Below are 17,781 nucleotides of genomic sequence, written 5' to 3'. Positions count from 1 at the left end.
CACGGGTGCGGGCCCTTCAGGTTCGAACGACGGGTGGGGTTAGGCCTTGGTTCGCGTGGCGCCCTTGGGGGCGGCGGACTTCTTGGCGGTGGTCCGCTTCGCCGCTGCCTTCTTGGTGGCGGCGGCCTTCTGGGTGCCGGACTCGTCCCCGCCGGTCGCCTGTCCCGCCCCGGTGATGCCACCCAGGCAGAACTCCCAGACGTCCTCCGCACCGATCCGGGAAGGCTGTGCCCCGACCGGAGCGGCGGGGGCCTGGGCCGTGAACATCGCCGTCTGCATGATCAAGGAGGCGGTACGGCGTGGCCTGGGCGTGACGGCCTGGCCGGCCTTCACCGCGTCTTCCACCAGCTCCGTGAAGAGGGCGAGCAGGGGCAGGTGGGCGGTGGCCACCTGGTCCGGGTGACTGACCAGCAACTGAATGGCGAAGTCGGTGAAGAGCGGGGACTGCTGTCCCTCGCGCGGTGTGGAGGAGTCGTACAGCAGATCCACCGCGACCTTGAGCCGGTCCAGTGGACCGGTCACGGTGGAGAGCTTCTCCCGCATCTCGGTGGCCGACCTCGACAGCGCGTCCTCGAAGAGGGCGAGCAGCAGCTCGTGCTTGCCGTCGAAGTGCTGGTAGAAACTCCGCAGCGACTGGCGGGAGCGCTCCACGACTTCCTGCACCGTGAAATCCGTGGTGCCCTTGTCCGCGATCAGTTCCTGGGCCGCGTCCAGGAAACGCTGCACGCGCTGCTCGGCGCGCAGCTTCGCGGCCCGGGTGGATCGCTCGACGGCGCGCTGCCGCCACGCGGGCTCAGGGGACTCGACCGGTTCGGCGGGGACGACACTCATGAGTAGAACGGTACTCCACGTATGTGAAAAGGGGAGGCATCCCCCCTACCGAATCGGCCTCCGCGTGTAACAAGACTCTTACTTCCGTCTGACGAGAATGCTATTCTCGCGTCGATTCCTGCCACAGAGGACGCCACCAAGACCGCAGGAGAGCGGAGGCCGGGCGTGGAGTTCGAACTCGACGAGGAGCAGCGGATGCTGCGCCGCGCGGTGCGCGAGACGGTCGCGAAGGTGCGGCCGCAGCCCGAGGACCGGCAGTGGGAGACCTATCGGAGTCTGGGATGGCTGGAGGCACCCCCGCTGGAACTGGCCCTGATCCTGGAGGAGCTGGGGTACGCGGCGGACCCGACCCCGTTCCTGGCCACCGCCACCTGGTTCGCACCGCTGACCGGCCGATTGCCCGAAGGCAGTGGCACGGCCGTCTTCGACGGCGTCGGCCGCTACGTCCTGGAGGCCGACCGCGCCGACGAGGTCGCGCTGCTCACGACGGGCGGGGTCATCGTCGTCCCGGGAGCGGATCTCGGCGCCCAGCGGGTCGGCATCCTCGACCCGCACGTGCATGTGGCCCACGTCGACGCGCAGGCCCTTGCCGCCGGCGTCCCCGACCTCGCCCTGACCGGGCTCGCGGCCACCGCCGTCGGCGCCTGCCGCCGCGTCCTCGACCTGGTCCTCGCACACGTGAAGCAGCGCACGCAGTTCGGTCAGGTGCTCGGCTCCTTCCAGGCGGTCAAGCACAAGGCGGCCGACATGCACGTGGCCGTGGAGCGGGCACGCGCTCTCACCCACTTCTCCGCGCTCACGATCGCCGAGGACGATCCGCGCCGCACCAAGGCCGCCCACATGGCGAAGGCGGCGGCGGGGGAGTGCCAGCGACTGGTCTTCCGGCACGGCCTGCAGCTCTTCGGAGCTATGGGCTTCACCTGGGAGAACGAGCTGCAACTGCACCTGAAGCGGGCCCAGGCCTGCGACCTGCTGCTCGGCACCGCGTCCGCTCACAGGAAGGCCCTGCTGACCGCATGAAGCTCGCCGACGACCCCGAGGTGGAGGAGTTCCGCGCCCAGTTCTCCGCCTTCCTCGACGCCCGTCTCCCGACCGAGGCCGAGGCACGCGAACGCTCCCACTCCAGTGCACACGTCCCCGACTGGGCCCGCCGATGGCAGCGCACCCTCTTCGAGCACGGCTGGCTGCTGCCCGGGCAGCCACCCGAGTACGGCGGCCGGGGGGCCACCCTGCCGCAGCAGCTCGCCCACCTGGAGGAGCTGGCCCGCCGCCGGATCTACCACAGCTTCAACCCCCAGGGCCTGGGCATCATCGCCGCGTCCCTGCTCACCTTCGGCACCGAGGAACAGAAGACGCGCTGGGCCGTGCCGATCCTGCGGGCCGAGATCACCGCCGCGCTCGGCATGAGCGAGCCCGAGGCGGGCTCCGACCTGGCCTCGCTGCGCACCCGGGCCGTCCTCCACGGGGACACCTTCACGGTGAACGGGCAGAAGATCTGGACTTCCGGCGCCCACGACGCCGACGTACTCCTCACCTTCGTCCGCACCGACCCCGGCGCCCCCAAACACAAGGGGATCAGCGCGCTGCTGATACCGACCGCCGCCGAGGGTGTCGTCCGCCGCCCTTTCGGGTCGATCGCCGCCGAGGACGACCACGACTTCAACGAGGTCTTTCTCGCCGACGTACACGTACCGCGCGAGAATCTGGTGGGCCCCCTCAACGAGGGCTGGCGGGTGGCCAACGGCTCCCTCGGCCACGAACGCACCCTGCTGTGGCTGTCGTACGCCGAACGGCTCCAGGACCTGGTCCGCGACGCCGGGGACGCCGGCGCCGGCCAGGAGTGGTACGCCACCCTCCTCATGGACCTGACGGCCCTGAGGCTGCTAGGCCATCGGCAACTGGGCCCGGACCGCAATCCCGCCGAGATCTCCGTACTCAAACTGCTGGGCTCCGAGGCCGTCCAGTCGGCCACCCTGCACGCCCTGGAGGCGCACGGCGCCGACGCGCTGGCGCACCCCGCCCGCACCGGTCCGTTCCACCACATGCACCACGAGGACTTCGTCTCCAGCTGGTTCGAACGCTACGCGCGCAGCTTCGCCGGCACCATCGCCGGTGGCACCAGTGAGATTCAGCGCAACATCATCGCCGAGCGCATCCTCGGCCTACCGCGTTAGGACGCCGGTCATGGACCAGATCCTGTACGAAGCGGAAGGCGGCGTCGCCGCCATCACGCTCAACCGCCCCGAGGCCGCCAACGCCCAGACCATGTCCCTCCTCGACGACCTGGACGCCGCCTGGACCCGCGCGGCCGGGGACGAGGAGGTCCGTGTGGTCGTGCTGCGTGCCAACGGCCGGCACTTCTCCGCCGGACACGACCTGAAGGACCGCTGGCCCGGCCCCGACGAGATCACCCTGGAGTGGATCTACAACACGGAGGCGCGGCGCTACCTCGAGTACTCGCTGAAGTGGCGCAACATCCCCAAGCCCACCATCGCCGCAGTGCAGGGCAAGTGCATCGCCGCCGGGCTGATGCTGTGCTGGCCGTGCGACCTGATCGTCGCCGCGGAGAACGCCGAGTTCTCCGACCCCGTGGTGCACATGGGCATCGGCGGGGTCGAGTACCACGGGCACACGTGGGAGCTGGGACCGCGCAAGGCCAAGGAGATCCTGTTCACCGGCAGACCCCTCACCGCCAGCGAGGCCGAGCAGGTCGGGATGGTGAACCGGGTCGTCCCGCTCGACCGGCTCGACGAATCCGCCCGCGAGCTTGCCGAAAAGATCGCGAAGATGCCGCCCTTCGGCCTGCGCCAGGCCAAGCGGGCCGTCAACCAGACCCTGGACGTCCAGGGCTTCTACGCCGCGCTCCAGTCCGTCTTCGACGTCCACCAGACCGGGCACGGCAACGCGCTCAGCGTGGGCGGTTTCCCGATCCTGACCGGACTGGACGACATGAAGCAGCGAGTGAAGCAGGGTTGAGGAGCGCGTTACCGGGGCGGCCCGAGTCGAAGCCGGACCGACCCGTGCACGCGCCCACGGCGAGGGCGCCTCACGCGCGTCCGTCGCCACCAGGGAGGGGCTGCCCCAGGGTGTCCACGGGGCCAGGCCCCTCCCATTCTTGGCCGGCGCACTTCATACTTGCCTCTACACGAGGGGGGATGTCATGGACACAGCGGGCTTGGCGTCGGCGGTCGTGCCACTCGTCGTGGCCGCGGTCACGGGTGCGGGGACCGCGATCGGCACGGGCACGGTACAGGCGGTCTCCGGTTTGGTGAGGGACCGGTTGAGGGGCACGGAGCAAGGTCAGGCAGCCCTCACAGGGCTGGACCAGGACCCCGAGGACTCGACGGCGGCCGATCGGCTCCATGCTGTGTTGCGGGATGCCCTCGACGCCGATCCGGCCTTCGCCCATCGACTGATCGCGCTGCTCGAAGCACCGCCGCCGCCCCCGGTGCCGCCGGCACCGACCGGCAGCGTGGTCATCGGGGACGGCAACCGGCTGCGCGGTAGCAACATCTCCCTCGGCCCACTGACGATCTCGACCTCCCGAGGCGGCCCGGGGGCCTTGGTCGCGCTGGTCGCCGTCATGCTGGGGATCGTGGCACTCGCCGTGTACGGCGGCGTGCGTGCGATCGGCGGGGACGAGTCGCCAGGGCAGGGAGTCGGCGCAGCACCCTGGCAGGAGTCCACCGGAGCAGTGGGAGGTTCCGGCGCTCCCACGGACGGCGTGGGGGACCCGCTCGCGGAGGGGCAGCCACGTCCGGTTCTTGAGGACCGAGAGGTGGTGGAGTCGGTCCTTCCCGGGTTGGATGCTGTGCCCGGCGGCTGGACGCAGGAGAACGACGCGAGCGTGCTCGAAGCCTCCACGGAGCAGTGCGGCAGCGAACAACCCGATCTGTTGTTCTGTGGCGAAGCCGCATACCAGGACCCGGCGACGAACAACGTGGCCCACTTCAGGGTCTACCCCTTCGCAGGGGTGGAAGCCGCTCAAGCGGCCTACAGGTCGCTGAGGCAGGAATCTCCGCCCTCCATGGCGCTGCCGACCCTCGGAGACGAAAGCCACGCCGTCAGCAGACATGGCAGGGACTCCAAGACCGTGGTCTCCATGGTAAGGATCGGCAGTGTGGTGGCCGGCGTCACCTATGACATCGAGGCGCTCGACTGGACGGAAGCGTACGGCGGCGACCACCTCGAGATTCTGACACGCACTCTCGTCGATCGGGTCCAGCAGGCGCTCGGCGGTCAGGCGCCCACCGCCCGAGCTGTCCTATGAGGGCCGCCCCTCACGTTCGTCGAGCCCCGCGAGTGCGGGGCCGGTGACCACCGGCCTCAGCGAAGACCCCCTTCGTCACCGAGACCGGAATCCGGTTCCACCTGGAACGTGTTCAACGCCGCCGCCAGCATCCCGTAGGCCCCCACCGTGAACACGAAGTCCAGCAGCTGCCGTTCGTCCAGCTCCTTGGCCAGCTCCGCGTAGGTGGCGTCGGAGAGGGTGAACGCGGTCTCCAGTTCGTCGACGGCCCGGTTCACCGGCGTGGCGGCGCCCGTCCGTACCTGCTCCAGGTCCTCTTCCGTCACGCCGGCCTCACGGCCGATGAGCACGTGCTGCTCCCATTCGTACGCGCATCGGCGACGCCAGGCCACCCGCAGGATCGCCAGCTCGCGCATCCTCTCCGGCAAGGTGTTGCGGGCCAGGAGATGGGCGGAGAAGGTGAGGAACGACCTGGCGAGCGCCGGGTGGCGGAGCAGCAGGCCGAGGACGTTCGAGGGAGGCACCTCCCGCCCGCCCGTCAGCGGTCGGAGCGTCTCGGCGTCCCACTCCTCGTACGGGACGGGGGACACCCTCGTCATGTGTTGCGCCCCCCGTTCACACCGATGATCTGCCCCGTGATGTAACCCGCTTCCTCGCTCACCAGGAAGGAGCAGGTCGCCGCGATGTCCTCCGGACGACCGACCCGGCGGACCGGGGTCCGGGCGATGTGCTCCTCGATGGTGCCGCCGAGCCGCTGCCGCTGTTCTGCGGTGCGCAGCATCGGGGTGTCGATGAAACCGGGCGGCACGGCGTTGACGGTGATGCCCCGCGGGCCCAGCTCCAGGGCGAGGGACTTGGTCAGTCCGTTCACCGCGGACTTGGCGGCGACGTAGTGGGCCATGAAGGGCTGGCCGGAATGGGCGCTGGACGAGGAGATGTTCACGATCCGTCCCCAGCGCCCCTCCCACATGTCCGGCAGCGCCGACTGCACGCAGTGGTACACCCCGTTGAGGTTGATGTCCACGACGCGCTGCCACTCCTCGAACGACAGCTCCGAGAACCGGGTGAAGCCGTCCTTGCCCGCCGCGTTGACCAGGACGGAGACCGGACCGTAGCGGTCGCGCACCGCTTCCATCGCCTTGTCGACCTGTGCGCGGTCGGTGATGTCTACGGTCAGCGCGTGGCCTTCCTCGGCCGGCGCGATGTCGAAGACGGCGACCTCGAGACCGTCGGCGGTGAGCCGCCGCGCGATCGCCCGACCGATGCCGGAGGCACCACCGGTGACGACGGCCGTCCTCGCGCCGCTCACGCGAACGCCTCGTCGCCGACGACGGTCGTGCGGTGCAGCAGCCGCTCCGAACTCTCGTCGTAGGGCAGCGCGCGGTGCAGTATCCCGGTGTTGTCCCAGACCACAAGGTCGCCGACCTCCCAGTCGTGGGTGTAACGGAAGCGCTCCTGGGTGGTCCAGTCGAGCAGTTCGTCGAGCAGGGCGCGGCTCTCGTCGGGGTCCATCCCGACGATGTGGTCGGCGGTGGTGCCGGTCACCAGGGAACGGCGCCCGTCCCTGCGGTGCCACACCAGGGACATCTCGTGGCTGGGCTGGGTCCGCCAGGCGGCCAGCTCCTTCTCGGTGGGGTCCGGGTTCACCAGCCGCTGGGACGCCTCGAAGCTGTGCACCACGCGCAGCGACTCGTACCGCTCGCGTTCCTTCTCCGGCAGGTTCTCGTACGCCGCGTAGGTGCTGGCGAACTCGGTGCCGCCACCGACCGTGGCGACATGGCGGGCGGTGAGCGTGGTTGCCTTGACGGGCACATCGTCGCTGGTGCCGTCCAGGTGCCAGTAGAACGCGCCCTTCAGGTACTTGGCGCTCTTGCTCTTGGCCGGGTTGATGGAGATCGGAAAGATTTCCTGGTCGCGCAGCGCGACCACCTCCCCGAGCGTACGGCTGAACGCCAACTGCTGCTCGTCGTCGAGGTGCAGCCCACGCGCGAGGATGACCCCGCGCCATGTGAGGGCCTCGGCCGCCCGGTGGACAAAGGCGTCGTCGAGTGGGTCCGTCACGCCGGTGAACTCCACCCCGAGCGACGAGCTCAAGGCCTTCGATGTGATCATGTAAACACCCCTTCCGTATCTGAGAATCATATTCTCAAGCTGAGCGTGAGGGGAAGTCCCGTGTCACGCCAAGGAGTCGTGGGCGTTGCCGATGGGTTCGCTCGCATGATGGGTGCGCAACAGGCTCTCTTGTCTGAATCCTTGATTCGCCGAAATGGAGAATGTAGTTTCCGACCAACCGAGCAGGGAGGCTGGGATGCGGTTCAGGGACAAGGTGGCGATCGTCACCGGAGCCGGCCAAGGCATTGGCGAGGGCTACGCGAAGGCGCTGGCCGCCGAAGGCGCGCGGGTCGTGGTCGCCGAGCTGAACGAGGAGCAGGGGCAACGTGTCGCCAAGGAGATAGGGGACGCGCTCTTCGTACGGACCGACGTCGGCGACCCGGCATCCGCCGAGGCGCTCGCCGACACGGTGATCACCGAGTTCGGAGCGATCGACCACCTCGTCAACAACGCCGCCATCTTCCAGGGCATGCGCCGCGAGGGCATCACCAGTGTCGACTACGACTACCTCGACCGGTTCCTCAAGGTGAACCTGCTCGGTGCGCTGCACGTGACCCGGGCGGTCCTGCCGCACCTGAAGGAAGGCTCCGCGATCGTCAACCAGTCATCCACCGCCGCCTGGCAGCCCACCGGTTTCTACGGCCTCGCCAAGGCAGGCATCAACCACCTCACCGCGTCCCTCGCCGCGGAACTCGGTGACCGGGGCATCCGCGTCAACGCGATCGCCCCCGGCCCGACGGACACCGAGGGCTCCCGCGACATCATCCCGGAGCAAGTCCGCGAGGCGCTGGTGAGGTCGCTCGCCCTCAAACGCATGGGGAAACCGGCGGATCAAGCCGGTCTGCTCCTCTTCCTGCTGTCCGACGCCGCGAGCTGGGTCACCGGCCAGGTCGTCGCGGTGGACGGCGGATCGGTGGTGCGGCTGTGAACCAGGCACCCACCAGCTCCCTGCTGATCGACGGCAAGCTCCTCACCACCGGCGCGACCTTCCCGTCCCACAACCCCGCCACCGGTGAACTGGTGGGGCACGCGCCCGAGGCCACCACGGCGGACGCCGAGGCGGCCGTGGCCGCCGCCCGCCGCGCCTTCGACACCACCGACTGGCCCACCGACAGGGACCTGCGGCTGCGCTCCCTGCGCCGGCTCCACCAAGCCCTCGACGAGCACCGTGAGGAGCTGCGCGAGCTGACCATCGCCGAGGTCGGCGCGCCCCGCCAGCTCACCCACGGTCCGCAGCTCGACGAGCCGATCGGCATCGTGAAGTACTACGCCGACCTGCTGGAGAGCTACGAGTTCACCGAGGACCTGGGCGTGGTCGAGTCCCGCGGCCAGCGTCACCACCGCTGGGTGGAGAAGGAAGCGGCCGGCGTCGTCGCCGCGATCCTGCCGTACAACTTCCCCAACCAGCTCGCCCTGGCCAAGCTCGCCCCCGCGCTCGCCGCGGGCTGCACCGTCGTCCTCAAGGGTGCCCCGCAGACCCCGCTCACCACCCTCGCCCTCGGCGAACTGATCGCCGAGCACACCGACATCCCGCCCGGAGTCGTCAACGTCCTCAGCTCCTCGACCCCCGAGGTCGGCAAGGCGCTCACCACCCACCGCGGCGTGGACGCGGTGACCTTCACCGGAGCCACCAGCACGGGCCGGCGCATCATGGCCGACGCCTCTGGATCGGTGAAGCGGGTCTTCCTCGAACTCGGTGGAAAGTCGGCCATGATCGTCCTCGACGACGCCGACGTCACCAAGGCCGCCATGTTCGCCGCCTTCACCATCTGCTCCCACTCGGGCCAGGGCTGCGCCCTCACCTCCCGTCTGCTCGTGCCGCGTGCCCGGCACGACGAGATCGTGCAGATGGTCGCGGCCGGCCTTGACCGGGTCCGGGTCGGCGACCCCACCGATCCGCGGACGAACATGGGACCGCTGATCAGCGAGGACCAGCGCGACAAGGTCGACAGCATGGTGCGCCGGGCCGTCGACGAAGGCGCCGTCCTGGTCCGCGGCGGCAAGCGCGTCGACCCCGGACACTTCTACGCGCCCACCCTGCTCGCGGAGGTCGATCCCGACAGCGAGATCGCGCAGGAGGAGGTCTTCGGCCCCGTCCTCGCCGTGATCCCCTACGACGACGAGGACGACGCCGTTCGCATCGCCAACAACTCCAGGTACGGACTCTCCGGCGCCGTGCACAGCGCCGACGAACAGCGGGCCATCCGCATCGCCCGGCGCATCCGTACCGGCACCTTCTCCATCAACGGCGGCAACTACTTCGCCCCCGACGTGCCCTTCGGCGGCTACAAGCAGTCCGGCATCGGCCGGGAGAGCGGCCCGTCCGGGTTCGAGGAGTTCTTGGAGGAGAAGGCATTCGCCCGCATCGTCGCCCCCGAGGAGCAGTCATGAGGCCGCTGGAGGGGATCCGCGTCCTGGAAGTCGCCATGTACGGCTTCGTGCCCTCGGCGGGAGCCGTCCTCGCGGACTGGGGCGCCGACGTGGTCAAGGTCGAACACGCGGTCACCGGTGACCCGCAACGCGGGCTGCGCCAGACCGGCAGCTTCCGGGTGGAGGGCGACCCCAACCCGAACGTCGCGCACGCCAACCGCGGCAAGCGCTCCCTGGGGCTGGACATGACCACCCCGGAGGGCCGGGAGGTCCTGCACGAACTGGCCCGGGACGCGGACGTGTTCCTCACCAGCTTCCTGCCCGCCTCCCGAGCCCGGCTCGGCATCGACGTCGACGACATCCGCGCCGTCAACCCGCGGATCGTCTACGCCCGCGGCAGTGCCCTCGGCCCCCGAGGCGCCGAGTCGGGCCGGGGCGGCTATGACATGACCGCCTTCTGGGCCAGGGCCGGCACGGCGGCCAGCATCACCCCGCCCGGCACGGAGGGCATGATCAGCCCGCCCGGTCCGGCCTACGGTGACACCATCTCCGGCACCAACCTGGCAGGCGGCATCGCCGCCGCGCTGCTGCGCCGCGAACGCACCGGGGAGACCTCCGTGGTCGACGTCTCCCTGCTCGGCAGCGGCCTGTGGGCGCTCGGCCACTCCATCGGCCTGTCCCTGCACCTGGACCGGGCCTGGGAGGGCGTCGCGCCCAGCACCCACGGCTCACCCACCAACCCGCTCTCCGGGCTCTACCGCACCGCCGACGACCGGTACATCACCTTCGTGATGCTCCAGCCGGCCAAGTTCTGGGCCAACGTGTGCCGATGCCTGGACCGGCCCGAGCTCGCCGACGACCCCCGGTTCGCCACCACCGAGTCCATCGCCCGGCACACGGGCGACGCGGTGAAGATCCTGCGCGAGGTGATCGCCACCCGCCCGCTCGCCGAGTGGACCGAGCGGTTCGCCGCCCTCGACGGGCCCTGGGCGCCCGTCCAGGACACCCTCCAGGCCACCACCGACGCCCAGGTGCGCGCCAACGGTTACATCGGGCAGGCTGGCGACCTGGAACTCGTGGCCAGCCCCGTCCAGTTCGACGTCGAGGACACCGCCCTCGGCCCCGCACCGGAATTCGCCGCGCAGACGGAGGAGATCCTCACCGAGCTCGGCTACGACTGGGACCGCATCCTCGCCCTCAAGGCGAGCGGCGCGGTCACCTGACCCGATCGTCCCGTCCCCTCCCCCGGACGACGACGTCCGGGCGGCACGAGGAGGCACCATGCGCAGGCTGCTCACAGGCGGTGTCACCGCACTCGCGGTGCTGCTGGCCGCCGGCTGCTCCACCCGCTCGGACGACGACACCGATTCCGCCCGACAGGACACTCCCGCCGCGCGGGAAACCCGTGCCGCGTCCGGTGACTTCGGCACCCTGAAGGACGTGTGCGGTCCCGGCACCGCCGGGAAGTCGTCCACGCAGGGCGTCACGGACGACAAGCTCCAGGTCGGCGTCCTGTCCGACGTCGGCTTCTCCAAGAAGTCCGAGTTCGTCGACGTGGCGAAGGTCTTCACCTCCTGGTGCAACGACGCGGGAGGCATCAACGGCCGTGACCTCGAACCGGTCACCCGGGACACCCGGCTCACCGAGGTCCGCCAGCGGACGCTGGAGGCGTGCAAGGAGGACTTCGCGCTGGTCGGCGGCGGAGCGGCCCTGGACAGCCTGGGCGTCAAGGACCGGCTGACCTGCCTGCTTCCCAACTTTCCCGCGCAGTCCAGCCAGATCGGCGCCATCGGCTCCGACCTCCAGGTGATCGCGTCGCAGCCCACCGCCGGGTACTTCCAGTACCCCGGCTACTACAACTGGCTGATGAAGGAGAAGTACCCCGACTCCGCACAGAAGGTCGGCATCATCGCCGGAGACTCGCCCGTCACCAAGGTGATGTCGGCCCAGTTCGAGGAAGCGGTGGCCGGCCTCGGCGGCAAGGTCTCCTACACCGACCTGTACCCCGCGTCCGGCGTCTCCGACTGGACCCCGTACGCCCAGGCGATCAAGAAGGAGGACGTCAAGGGCCTCGTCTTCCTCGGTGACTTCGCCAGCCTCGCCAAACTGGAGCAGGCCCTCACCAGCATCGACTACGCGCCCGACTGGATCGACGCGAACTCCAACGCCTACGGCCCCGCCTTCCCGAAGCTGGCGGGCACGGCCCTGGCCAAGCAGCACAACTACGCCGAGCTGTTCGCCACCGCACCGCTGGAGAGCGCGGCCGACAACCCCGCCACCCAGCAGGCCATCGACCTGTTCAAGAAGTACGCGCCGGGGAAGGAAGTCAGCTATCCCGCGCTGCGCGCCTTCTCCGCCTGGCTGCTGTTCGCCACCGCCGCCCGCGACTGCACCACCCTCACCCGCGCCTGCGTCCACGAGGACGCGCGGAAGAACACCGACTGGACGGCAGGCGGTCTGCAGGCCCCGTTCGATCTGACCTCGAAGGAGCCGACCAGCTGCTTCGCGGTCGTGGAGGCCACCGCAGACGGCTGGCAGCCCGCGGACTTCAAGCCCGACCAGGGCGCGTTCCGCTGCGACGGCCCCGTCTACAAGTACAAGGGCGACTACGGCAAACCCGCCACCCTCGCCTCCGTCGGCAAGTCCCTGTCCGACCTGACCTGACCTGACCCGACCTGAACGTGAACGGGAGCTGAGTGACGTGAAGGTACGCGTCGACCCCGAGCGCTGCCAGGGGCACACCCTGTGCGCTATGCGCGCCCCGAAGGTATTCGAACTGAGCGAGATCGACGGCCATTCCTCCCCGATCGACGAGGAGGTCCCCGACGATCAGCAGGACCAGGTGGTGGAGGCCGTCCGGTCCTGCCCCGAGCGAGCGATCAGCGTCTTCTGAGGGGGCGCGGCCGACACGAGGAGAACCCGCAATGACCGCATCCGAGCCGCACAGTGACGACACCCGCAAGCAGCCCCGCGTCCACTTCGACCGGCACGCCCCCGAGTACCGCGACCAGTTCGAGGAGCAGACCCGCGCCTTCCACGCCGGCTGTCCGCTCGCCTGGTCCGACACCTACGGCGGGCACTGGGTCGCCGCCGGCAACCGCGAGCTGCTCGCCTTCGCCCGCGCCGGACAGAAACTCTCCAACGACCACGACGTCAACGGCGAGCGGCGCGGCTACCAGGGCATCAACATCCCGGCGCCGGCCCGCGGCAAGGGCTTCCGCGGCGGGTTCCTCGAGATGGACCCGCCCGAACAGCGCGCGTACCGCAACGCCCTCAACCCCTACCTCTCCCCGGCGGCCGTCGCACGCTGGATCCCGTTCATCGACGAGGTGGCCCGCGCCTGTCTCGACGAGAGGATCGAGTCCGGGCGGATCGACTTCGTCGACGACCTCGCCAACATCGTCCCGGCCGTCCTCACCCTCGCCATGATGGGCGTGCCCCTGAAGAAGTGGGAGCTCTACAACGAGCCGGCCCACGCGGGTGTCTACACTCCGCCCGGCTCTCCGGAGATGGCCCGGGTGGTCGAGGCCCACATGGCCATGCTCAAGGACATCGCCGCCACCCTCCACGAGGTCCGCGCCCACCCGCGTCCTGGCCTCGCCGACGCCCTCGCCCGCCTGGAGATCGACGGGAAGACCCCGTCCGACATCGACCTGGTCGGCGCCATGGCCCTGCTCATCGGCGGCGGCTTCGACACCACCACCGCGCTCACCGCCCACGCCCTGGAGTGGCTCTCCCAGCACCCCGACGAGCGAGCGCGACTGGACCGGGAGCGCGACACCCTGCTCGACACGGCCACCGAGGAGTTCCTGCGCTACTTCACCCCGGCGCCGGGCGACGGCCGGACGGTCGCGGAGAACTGCGAGATCGCGGGCAAGGAGTTCGAGGAGGGCGAACGGGTGTGGCTGTCCTGGGCGATGGCCAACCGCGACCCGGCCGTCTTCCCCGATCCGGACCGCGTCGACCTCGAGCGCGGCGGCAATCGCCACACCGCCTTCGGCCTCGGCATCCACCGCTGCATCGGCTCCAACGTGGCCCGTACGGTCTTCAAGCGGATGCTGATCCAGGTCCTGGACCGCATTCCCGACTTCGTCTGCGACGCCGAGAACACCGTCCACTACGAGACCATCGGCGTCATCCAGGGCATGCGCCACCTGCCCGCCACCTTCACGCCCGGTCCGCGTCTCGGCCCCGGCCTCGAGGAGACGCTGGCGACCCTCCAGCAGGCGTGCGACGAACAGGGGCTGGCCGAGCCGGTGACGGTGCGCAAGGCGGAGGCGAAGATCCGTTGAGCGAGCCCCCTGCGGGGGCCGCCCGTCCGCGGCCGCAACCGGACCAGGAGACCGAGTTCTTCTGGACCTCCGGCCGCGACGGGCGGCTCCGCTTCCGCGCCTGCGCCGCCTGCTCGGCCCTGATCCACCCACCGCAGCCGGTCTGCCGCCACTGCCGCGGCCACGACACCGCGGTCCGCGAGGTCTCCGGCCGAGCCACCCTGATCGGCTTCACCGTCAACCACCGCTTCCCCCTCCCCGGCCTGCCCGCTCCGTTCGTCGTCGCCCAGGTCGCCATCGAGGAGGATCCACGGGTCCGTCTCACCACCAACGTCGTCGACTGCGCGCCGGAGGACCTGCGCCTCGGCATGCTCATGGAGGTCGTCTTCGAGCAGGTGGGCGATACCTGGCTGCCGGTGTTCCGCCCGGCCGAGGCCCAGCCGGAGCCGGCCCCGCTGCCGCCCGACGACCCGGCCCCCGCACGCATGCCGGACCACGTCCGCCGGGCCTCCACGGCCCGCCGGTTCGAGGACGGCGCCGTCATCAGCGGCGCCGGGGCCTCGCGCATCGGCCGCCGCCTCATGGTCCCGCCCCTCCACCTCACCGTGGAGGCGTGCGAGAAGGCCGTCGCCGACGCCGGTCTCACCCTCGACGACATCGACGGCCTGTCCACCTATCCCGGCGGCGGCGCGTACGGCGGCTTCGCCGAAGGAGGGGTCACCGCACTGGAGTCGGCGCTCGGCATCCGCCCCGTCTGGCACAACGGTGCCGGGGAGACCTTCGGTCCCGGCGGCTCCGTGATCGCCGCCATGCTCGCGGTGGCCGGCGGCCTGGCGCGGCACGTGCTGTGCTTCCGGACGGTGTGGGAGGCGACATACGCGGAACTAATCCGCCAAGGAAAGATCCAGCCTCCCCGCTCGGGCACCGCCGACGGCTGGTTCAAGCCGTTCGGCGCCGTCTCACCCGCCGTCATGCTGGCAATGAACGCCCAGCGGCACATGCACCGCTACGGTTCCACCCGCGAGACTCTCGGCTGGATCGCCCTCAACCAGCGCGCCGGCGCGGCCCGCCACCCGCACGCCGTCTATCGCGACCCGCTGACCATGGACGACTACCTGTCGGCGCGCACCATCACCACGCCCTTCGGTCTCTACGACTGCGACGTCCCCTGCGACGCCGCGACCGCCGTCGTCGTCTCGGCCGCAGAGACGGCGCCCGACCTCCGCAAGGCCCCGGTCCGTGTCGAGGCCGTCGGAACGCAGATCGTCGAACGCCCCGAATGGGACCAGGCCACGCTGACCCACGAACCCCAGGTGCTCGGCCAGGCGGCGCACCTGTGGACACGCACCGACCTGCGCCCCGCCGACGTCGACGTGGCGCTGCTGTACGACGGCTTCACCTTCAACTGCCTGTCCTGGATCGAGGCGCTCGGCTTCTGCGGCATCGGCGAGGCCCGCGACTTCCTGGACGGCGGAAAGAACATCGCCCGAAACGGGATCCTCCCGCTCAACCCACACGGCGGACAGCTCTCCCACGGCCGTACCCACGGCATGGGCCTGCTCCACGAGGCCGTCGTCCAGCTGCGCGGCGAGGCCGACGCCCGCCAGGTTGCGGGCGCGCGGACGGCCGTGGTCTCCAGCGGCGGACTCACCCCCAGCGGCGTACTCCTGCTCAGGACGGACGGATGACCTCGACCGAACCCGAACTCACCGCCGGCGTCCACCGGGAGGTGGTGGACGTGCACGGCGTCCCCGCGTCCGCGCTGGTCGCCGAGGCCGCTCGCCCGCGTGCCGTGATCGTGGCCGTGCACGGCGGTGCGACCACCTCCACCTACTTCGACCATCCGGGCCACCCCAGGCTCTCGCTGCTGCGCACCGCCGCCGCGGCCGGGTTCACCGTCGTCGCCCTCGACCGTCCCGGTTACGGCAGCTCGGCCGGGCACGAGGAACGTCTGCGGACACCCGAACAACGCACCGACTTCGCGTTCGCCGCCGTCGATGCCCTCCTGAGGGGACGGGACACCGGCCTCGGGGTCTTCCTCTGGGCGCACTCGGCGGGCTGCGAGCTGACCGTCCGGATGGCGAGCGACTCACGCGGCACCGGTCTGCTCGGGGTGGAACTCGCCGGAATGGGCCGTACCCACCATCCCAAGGTGATCACCGCGATGGAGGAGTGGCGGCGAGACCCGTCCCGTACCCGGCCCAACCTGCGCGACGCACTGTGGGACCCGCCGCACGCCTACCCGGACGACGTCTACGGCGGGCGCGGCATCGGTGCCGGCTCGCCCGCGTACGAGGGCCGCCGCGAGGGCTGGCAGGAGGAGTTCACACGGCTCGCCGGGCGGGTGCCGGTGCCCGTCCACATCACGCTCGCCGAGTACGAACAGGTCTGGACGAACGGCCCTGAAGGACTGGCCGACCTCGCCTCGCTCTTCACCGCCGCGCCCCGACTGGTGCTGCACGAGCAGGCGGGCGCCGGCCACAACACCAGCGTCAGTCGCACCGCCCTCGCCTACCACCTGCACGTCCTGGCCTTCGTCGAGGAGTGCGTGCTCGGCGTGCCCGCCCTGCCGTCGGAGAGGGGACACCGCGATGGGTGAACCCGCGGACGCGGCCCTGCTCCTCGTACGGCTCATCCTAGGCGCGGTGATGGTGGTGCACGGCTGGAACCACTGGCGTGGTGGAGGCGGCATCACCGGCACGGCCGGCTGGTTCGCCGGTCTCGGCCTGCGCCGCGCGCGCCTGCAGGCGTGGCTGAGCGTGTGGACGGAGATCGGTGCGGGAGCGCTGCTGGCCGTGGGGTTGTTCACGCCCTTGGCCTGCGCGGCCGTCCTGTCGGTGATGTTGGTCGCGGGACTGCTCGCCCACCGCCCGCACGGCTTCTTCGTCTTCAAGGAAGGCTACGAGTACGTCCTCGTGCTCGGCGTACTCGCGGTGGCGCTGGGCGCGTGGGGGCCGGGGAAGTACGCGGTCGACAGCGCGGCGGACATCGCGGTGACCGGATGGGCGGGCGCCGGCCTGGTGCTCGGAGTGGGTGTGCTGGCGACGGGCGGACTGCTCGCCGCCTTCTGGCGGCCACGGGAGAAGACGTGAGAGGACGACGTGACATGCGGGTCGGTTTCATCGGGCTGGGCAGCCAGGGCGCGCCGATGGCACGGCGCATCGTCGAAGCGGGATACGAGACGACGCTGTGGGCGCGCCGGTCCTCCTCTCTCGCTCCGTTCGCCGGCACCGCCGCCAGGACAGCGGGCTCACCGGCCGAGCTGGCCGCGGTCAGCGACGTGGTGTGTCTGTGCGTCGTCGACGACGCGGACGTCGAGCAGCTGACCACCGGGGCAGACGGTGTCCTCGCCGGGATGCGCCGGGGAGGCGTGCTCGTGGTGCACTCCACGGTCCACCCCGAGACCTGCCGCCGGCTGGAGGAACGCGCCCGCATGCAGAGGGTCTCGGTCCTGGACGCGCCGGTGAGCGGCGGGGGGCGGGCAGCGGAACAGGGTTCCCTGCTCGTCATGGCGGGCGGAGACCCCCAGGTCTTTGCCTTCTGCCGTCCGCTGTTCGCCGTGTACGGGGACCCTGTCGTCCACCTCGGTCCGACCGGCGCCGGGCAGGTGGCGAAACTCCTCAACAACGTCCTCTTCACGGCTCACCTGGGGCTCGCGGCGGACGCGTTCGAACTGGGCGACCGGCTGGGGCTGGACACCGAGGGGCTCGGCCGGATCCTGCCGCGCGGCAGCGCGGCGAGTTTCGCCCTCGAACGAGTCGTCGACGCGGGCGGAACGTTGCGGCGCATCGCCGCGCACGCGGGCGGACTGCTGGCCAAGGACGTCCGGCTCCTCACGAGCATCGCCGAGACCACCGTCGCCGACAGCGGGTCACGGCCGGGCCCGGTGCGGGAGGCCGCCCGGTCCGCCCTGGACGCCATGGGGCAGTGACTGCCGGACACCGCGGC

Annotated in this window: 18 protein-coding genes; 14 read left to right on the top strand and 4 right to left on the bottom strand. The window is 70.6% G+C overall.

What is annotated here, in order from left to right:
* Positions 1 to 39: 39 nt before the first annotated feature.
* Entirely contained in the window at positions 40 to 831 is a 792-nt protein-coding gene (locus QC283_RS16195) for a TetR/AcrR family transcriptional regulator (protein WP_279562208.1), read from the bottom strand.
* Positions 832 to 996: 165 nt separating this feature from the next.
* Between QC283_RS16195 and QC283_RS16190 the strand changes: the two genes are divergently transcribed.
* The 4 genes from QC283_RS16190 (at position 997) to QC283_RS16175 (ending at position 5,101) form a co-directional block, all read left to right on the top strand.
* Positions 997 to 1,851, top strand: a complete 855-nt coding sequence (locus QC283_RS16190) for an acyl-CoA dehydrogenase family protein (protein WP_279562207.1) — start codon at positions 997 to 999, stop codon at positions 1,849 to 1,851.
* Positions 1,848 to 3,005, top strand: a complete 1,158-nt coding sequence (locus QC283_RS16185; RefSeq protein WP_279562206.1) for an acyl-CoA dehydrogenase family protein — start codon at positions 1,848 to 1,850, stop codon at positions 3,003 to 3,005. The genes QC283_RS16190 and QC283_RS16185 overlap by 4 nt, the downstream gene beginning before the upstream one ends.
* Positions 3,006 to 3,015: 10 nt before the next feature.
* Positions 3,016 to 3,807 carry an enoyl-CoA hydratase gene (locus tag QC283_RS16180; protein ID WP_279562205.1) on the top strand — a complete coding sequence of 264 codons (792 nt, stop codon included), beginning with the start codon at positions 3,016 to 3,018 and terminating at the stop codon, positions 3,805 to 3,807.
* Between the two features lie 184 nt (positions 3,808 to 3,991).
* On the top strand, positions 3,992 to 5,101 hold the full coding sequence (locus QC283_RS16175) for a hypothetical protein (RefSeq protein WP_279562204.1): 1,110 nt from the start codon (positions 3,992 to 3,994) through the stop codon (positions 5,099 to 5,101).
* Positions 5,102 to 5,157: 56 nt separating this feature from the next.
* Here QC283_RS16175 and QC283_RS16170 read toward each other — a convergent pair whose 3' ends face one another.
* From QC283_RS16170 to QC283_RS16160, 3 genes are read right to left on the bottom strand one after another with little or no spacing between them, the layout of a single operon-like run.
* On the bottom strand, positions 5,158 to 5,679 hold the full coding sequence (locus tag QC283_RS16170) for a carboxymuconolactone decarboxylase family protein (RefSeq protein ID WP_279562203.1): 522 nt from the start codon (positions 5,677 to 5,679) through the stop codon (positions 5,158 to 5,160).
* Complete coding sequence (locus tag QC283_RS16165) at positions 5,676 to 6,389, bottom strand: SDR family oxidoreductase (protein WP_279562202.1); 714 nt, start codon at positions 6,387 to 6,389, stop codon at positions 5,676 to 5,678. The genes QC283_RS16170 and QC283_RS16165 overlap by 4 nt, the downstream gene beginning before the upstream one ends.
* On the bottom strand, positions 6,386 to 7,192 hold the full coding sequence (locus tag QC283_RS16160; protein WP_279562201.1) for a TauD/TfdA dioxygenase family protein: 807 nt from the start codon (positions 7,190 to 7,192) through the stop codon (positions 6,386 to 6,388). The genes QC283_RS16165 and QC283_RS16160 overlap by 4 nt, the downstream gene beginning before the upstream one ends.
* A gap of 196 nt (positions 7,193 to 7,388) precedes the next feature.
* On the opposite strand from QC283_RS16160, the gene QC283_RS16155 reads away from it, so the two are divergent.
* The 10 genes from QC283_RS16155 to QC283_RS16110 are packed head-to-tail and all read left to right on the top strand — an operon-like array spanning position 7,389 to position 17,764.
* The gene (locus tag QC283_RS16155) at positions 7,389 to 8,120 is read left to right on the top strand and encodes an SDR family oxidoreductase (RefSeq protein WP_279562200.1); all 732 of its coding nucleotides are present in this window, start codon (positions 7,389 to 7,391) and stop codon (positions 8,118 to 8,120) included.
* Positions 8,117 to 9,583 carry an aldehyde dehydrogenase family protein gene (locus tag QC283_RS16150; protein WP_279562199.1) on the top strand — a complete coding sequence of 489 codons (1,467 nt, stop codon included), beginning with the start codon at positions 8,117 to 8,119 and terminating at the stop codon, positions 9,581 to 9,583. Before QC283_RS16155 ends, QC283_RS16150 begins: the two co-directional genes overlap by 4 nt.
* On the top strand, positions 9,580 to 10,785 hold the full coding sequence (locus QC283_RS16145) for a CaiB/BaiF CoA transferase family protein (RefSeq protein WP_279562198.1): 1,206 nt from the start codon (positions 9,580 to 9,582) through the stop codon (positions 10,783 to 10,785). The genes QC283_RS16150 and QC283_RS16145 overlap by 4 nt, the downstream gene beginning before the upstream one ends.
* Before the next feature lie 58 nt (positions 10,786 to 10,843).
* Entirely contained in the window at positions 10,844 to 12,226 is a 1,383-nt protein-coding gene (locus QC283_RS16140) for an ABC transporter substrate-binding protein (protein WP_279562197.1), read from the top strand.
* Between the two features lie 37 nt (positions 12,227 to 12,263).
* Positions 12,264 to 12,455, top strand: coding sequence for a ferredoxin (locus tag QC283_RS16135; protein WP_279562196.1), 192 nt, complete (start codon positions 12,264 to 12,266; stop codon positions 12,453 to 12,455).
* 31 nt (positions 12,456 to 12,486) lie between these two features.
* The gene (locus QC283_RS16130) at positions 12,487 to 13,854 is read left to right on the top strand and encodes a cytochrome P450 (RefSeq protein ID WP_279562195.1); all 1,368 of its coding nucleotides are present in this window, start codon (positions 12,487 to 12,489) and stop codon (positions 13,852 to 13,854) included.
* Complete coding sequence (locus QC283_RS16125; RefSeq protein ID WP_279562194.1) at positions 13,851 to 15,521, top strand: thiolase C-terminal domain-containing protein; 1,671 nt, start codon at positions 13,851 to 13,853, stop codon at positions 15,519 to 15,521. Before QC283_RS16130 ends, QC283_RS16125 begins: the two co-directional genes overlap by 4 nt.
* A complete protein-coding gene (locus QC283_RS16120; protein WP_279562193.1) occupies positions 15,518 to 16,432 on the top strand; it encodes an alpha/beta hydrolase in 915 nt (304 codons plus the stop codon). The genes QC283_RS16125 and QC283_RS16120 overlap by 4 nt, the downstream gene beginning before the upstream one ends.
* On the top strand, positions 16,425 to 16,925 hold the full coding sequence (locus QC283_RS16115; RefSeq protein ID WP_279562192.1) for a DoxX family protein: 501 nt from the start codon (positions 16,425 to 16,427) through the stop codon (positions 16,923 to 16,925). The genes QC283_RS16120 and QC283_RS16115 overlap by 8 nt, the downstream gene beginning before the upstream one ends.
* Complete coding sequence (locus QC283_RS16110; protein WP_279562191.1) at positions 16,922 to 17,764, top strand: NAD(P)-dependent oxidoreductase; 843 nt, start codon at positions 16,922 to 16,924, stop codon at positions 17,762 to 17,764. The genes QC283_RS16115 and QC283_RS16110 overlap by 4 nt, the downstream gene beginning before the upstream one ends.
* Positions 17,765 to 17,781 lie beyond the last annotated feature (17 nt).

It is taken from the genome of Streptomyces sp. DH41 (genome assembly GCF_029813785.1).
Lineage (GTDB): Bacteria > Actinomycetota > Actinomycetes > Streptomycetales > Streptomycetaceae > Streptomyces.
This window is presented reverse-complemented; position numbering and strand designations above follow the sequence as displayed.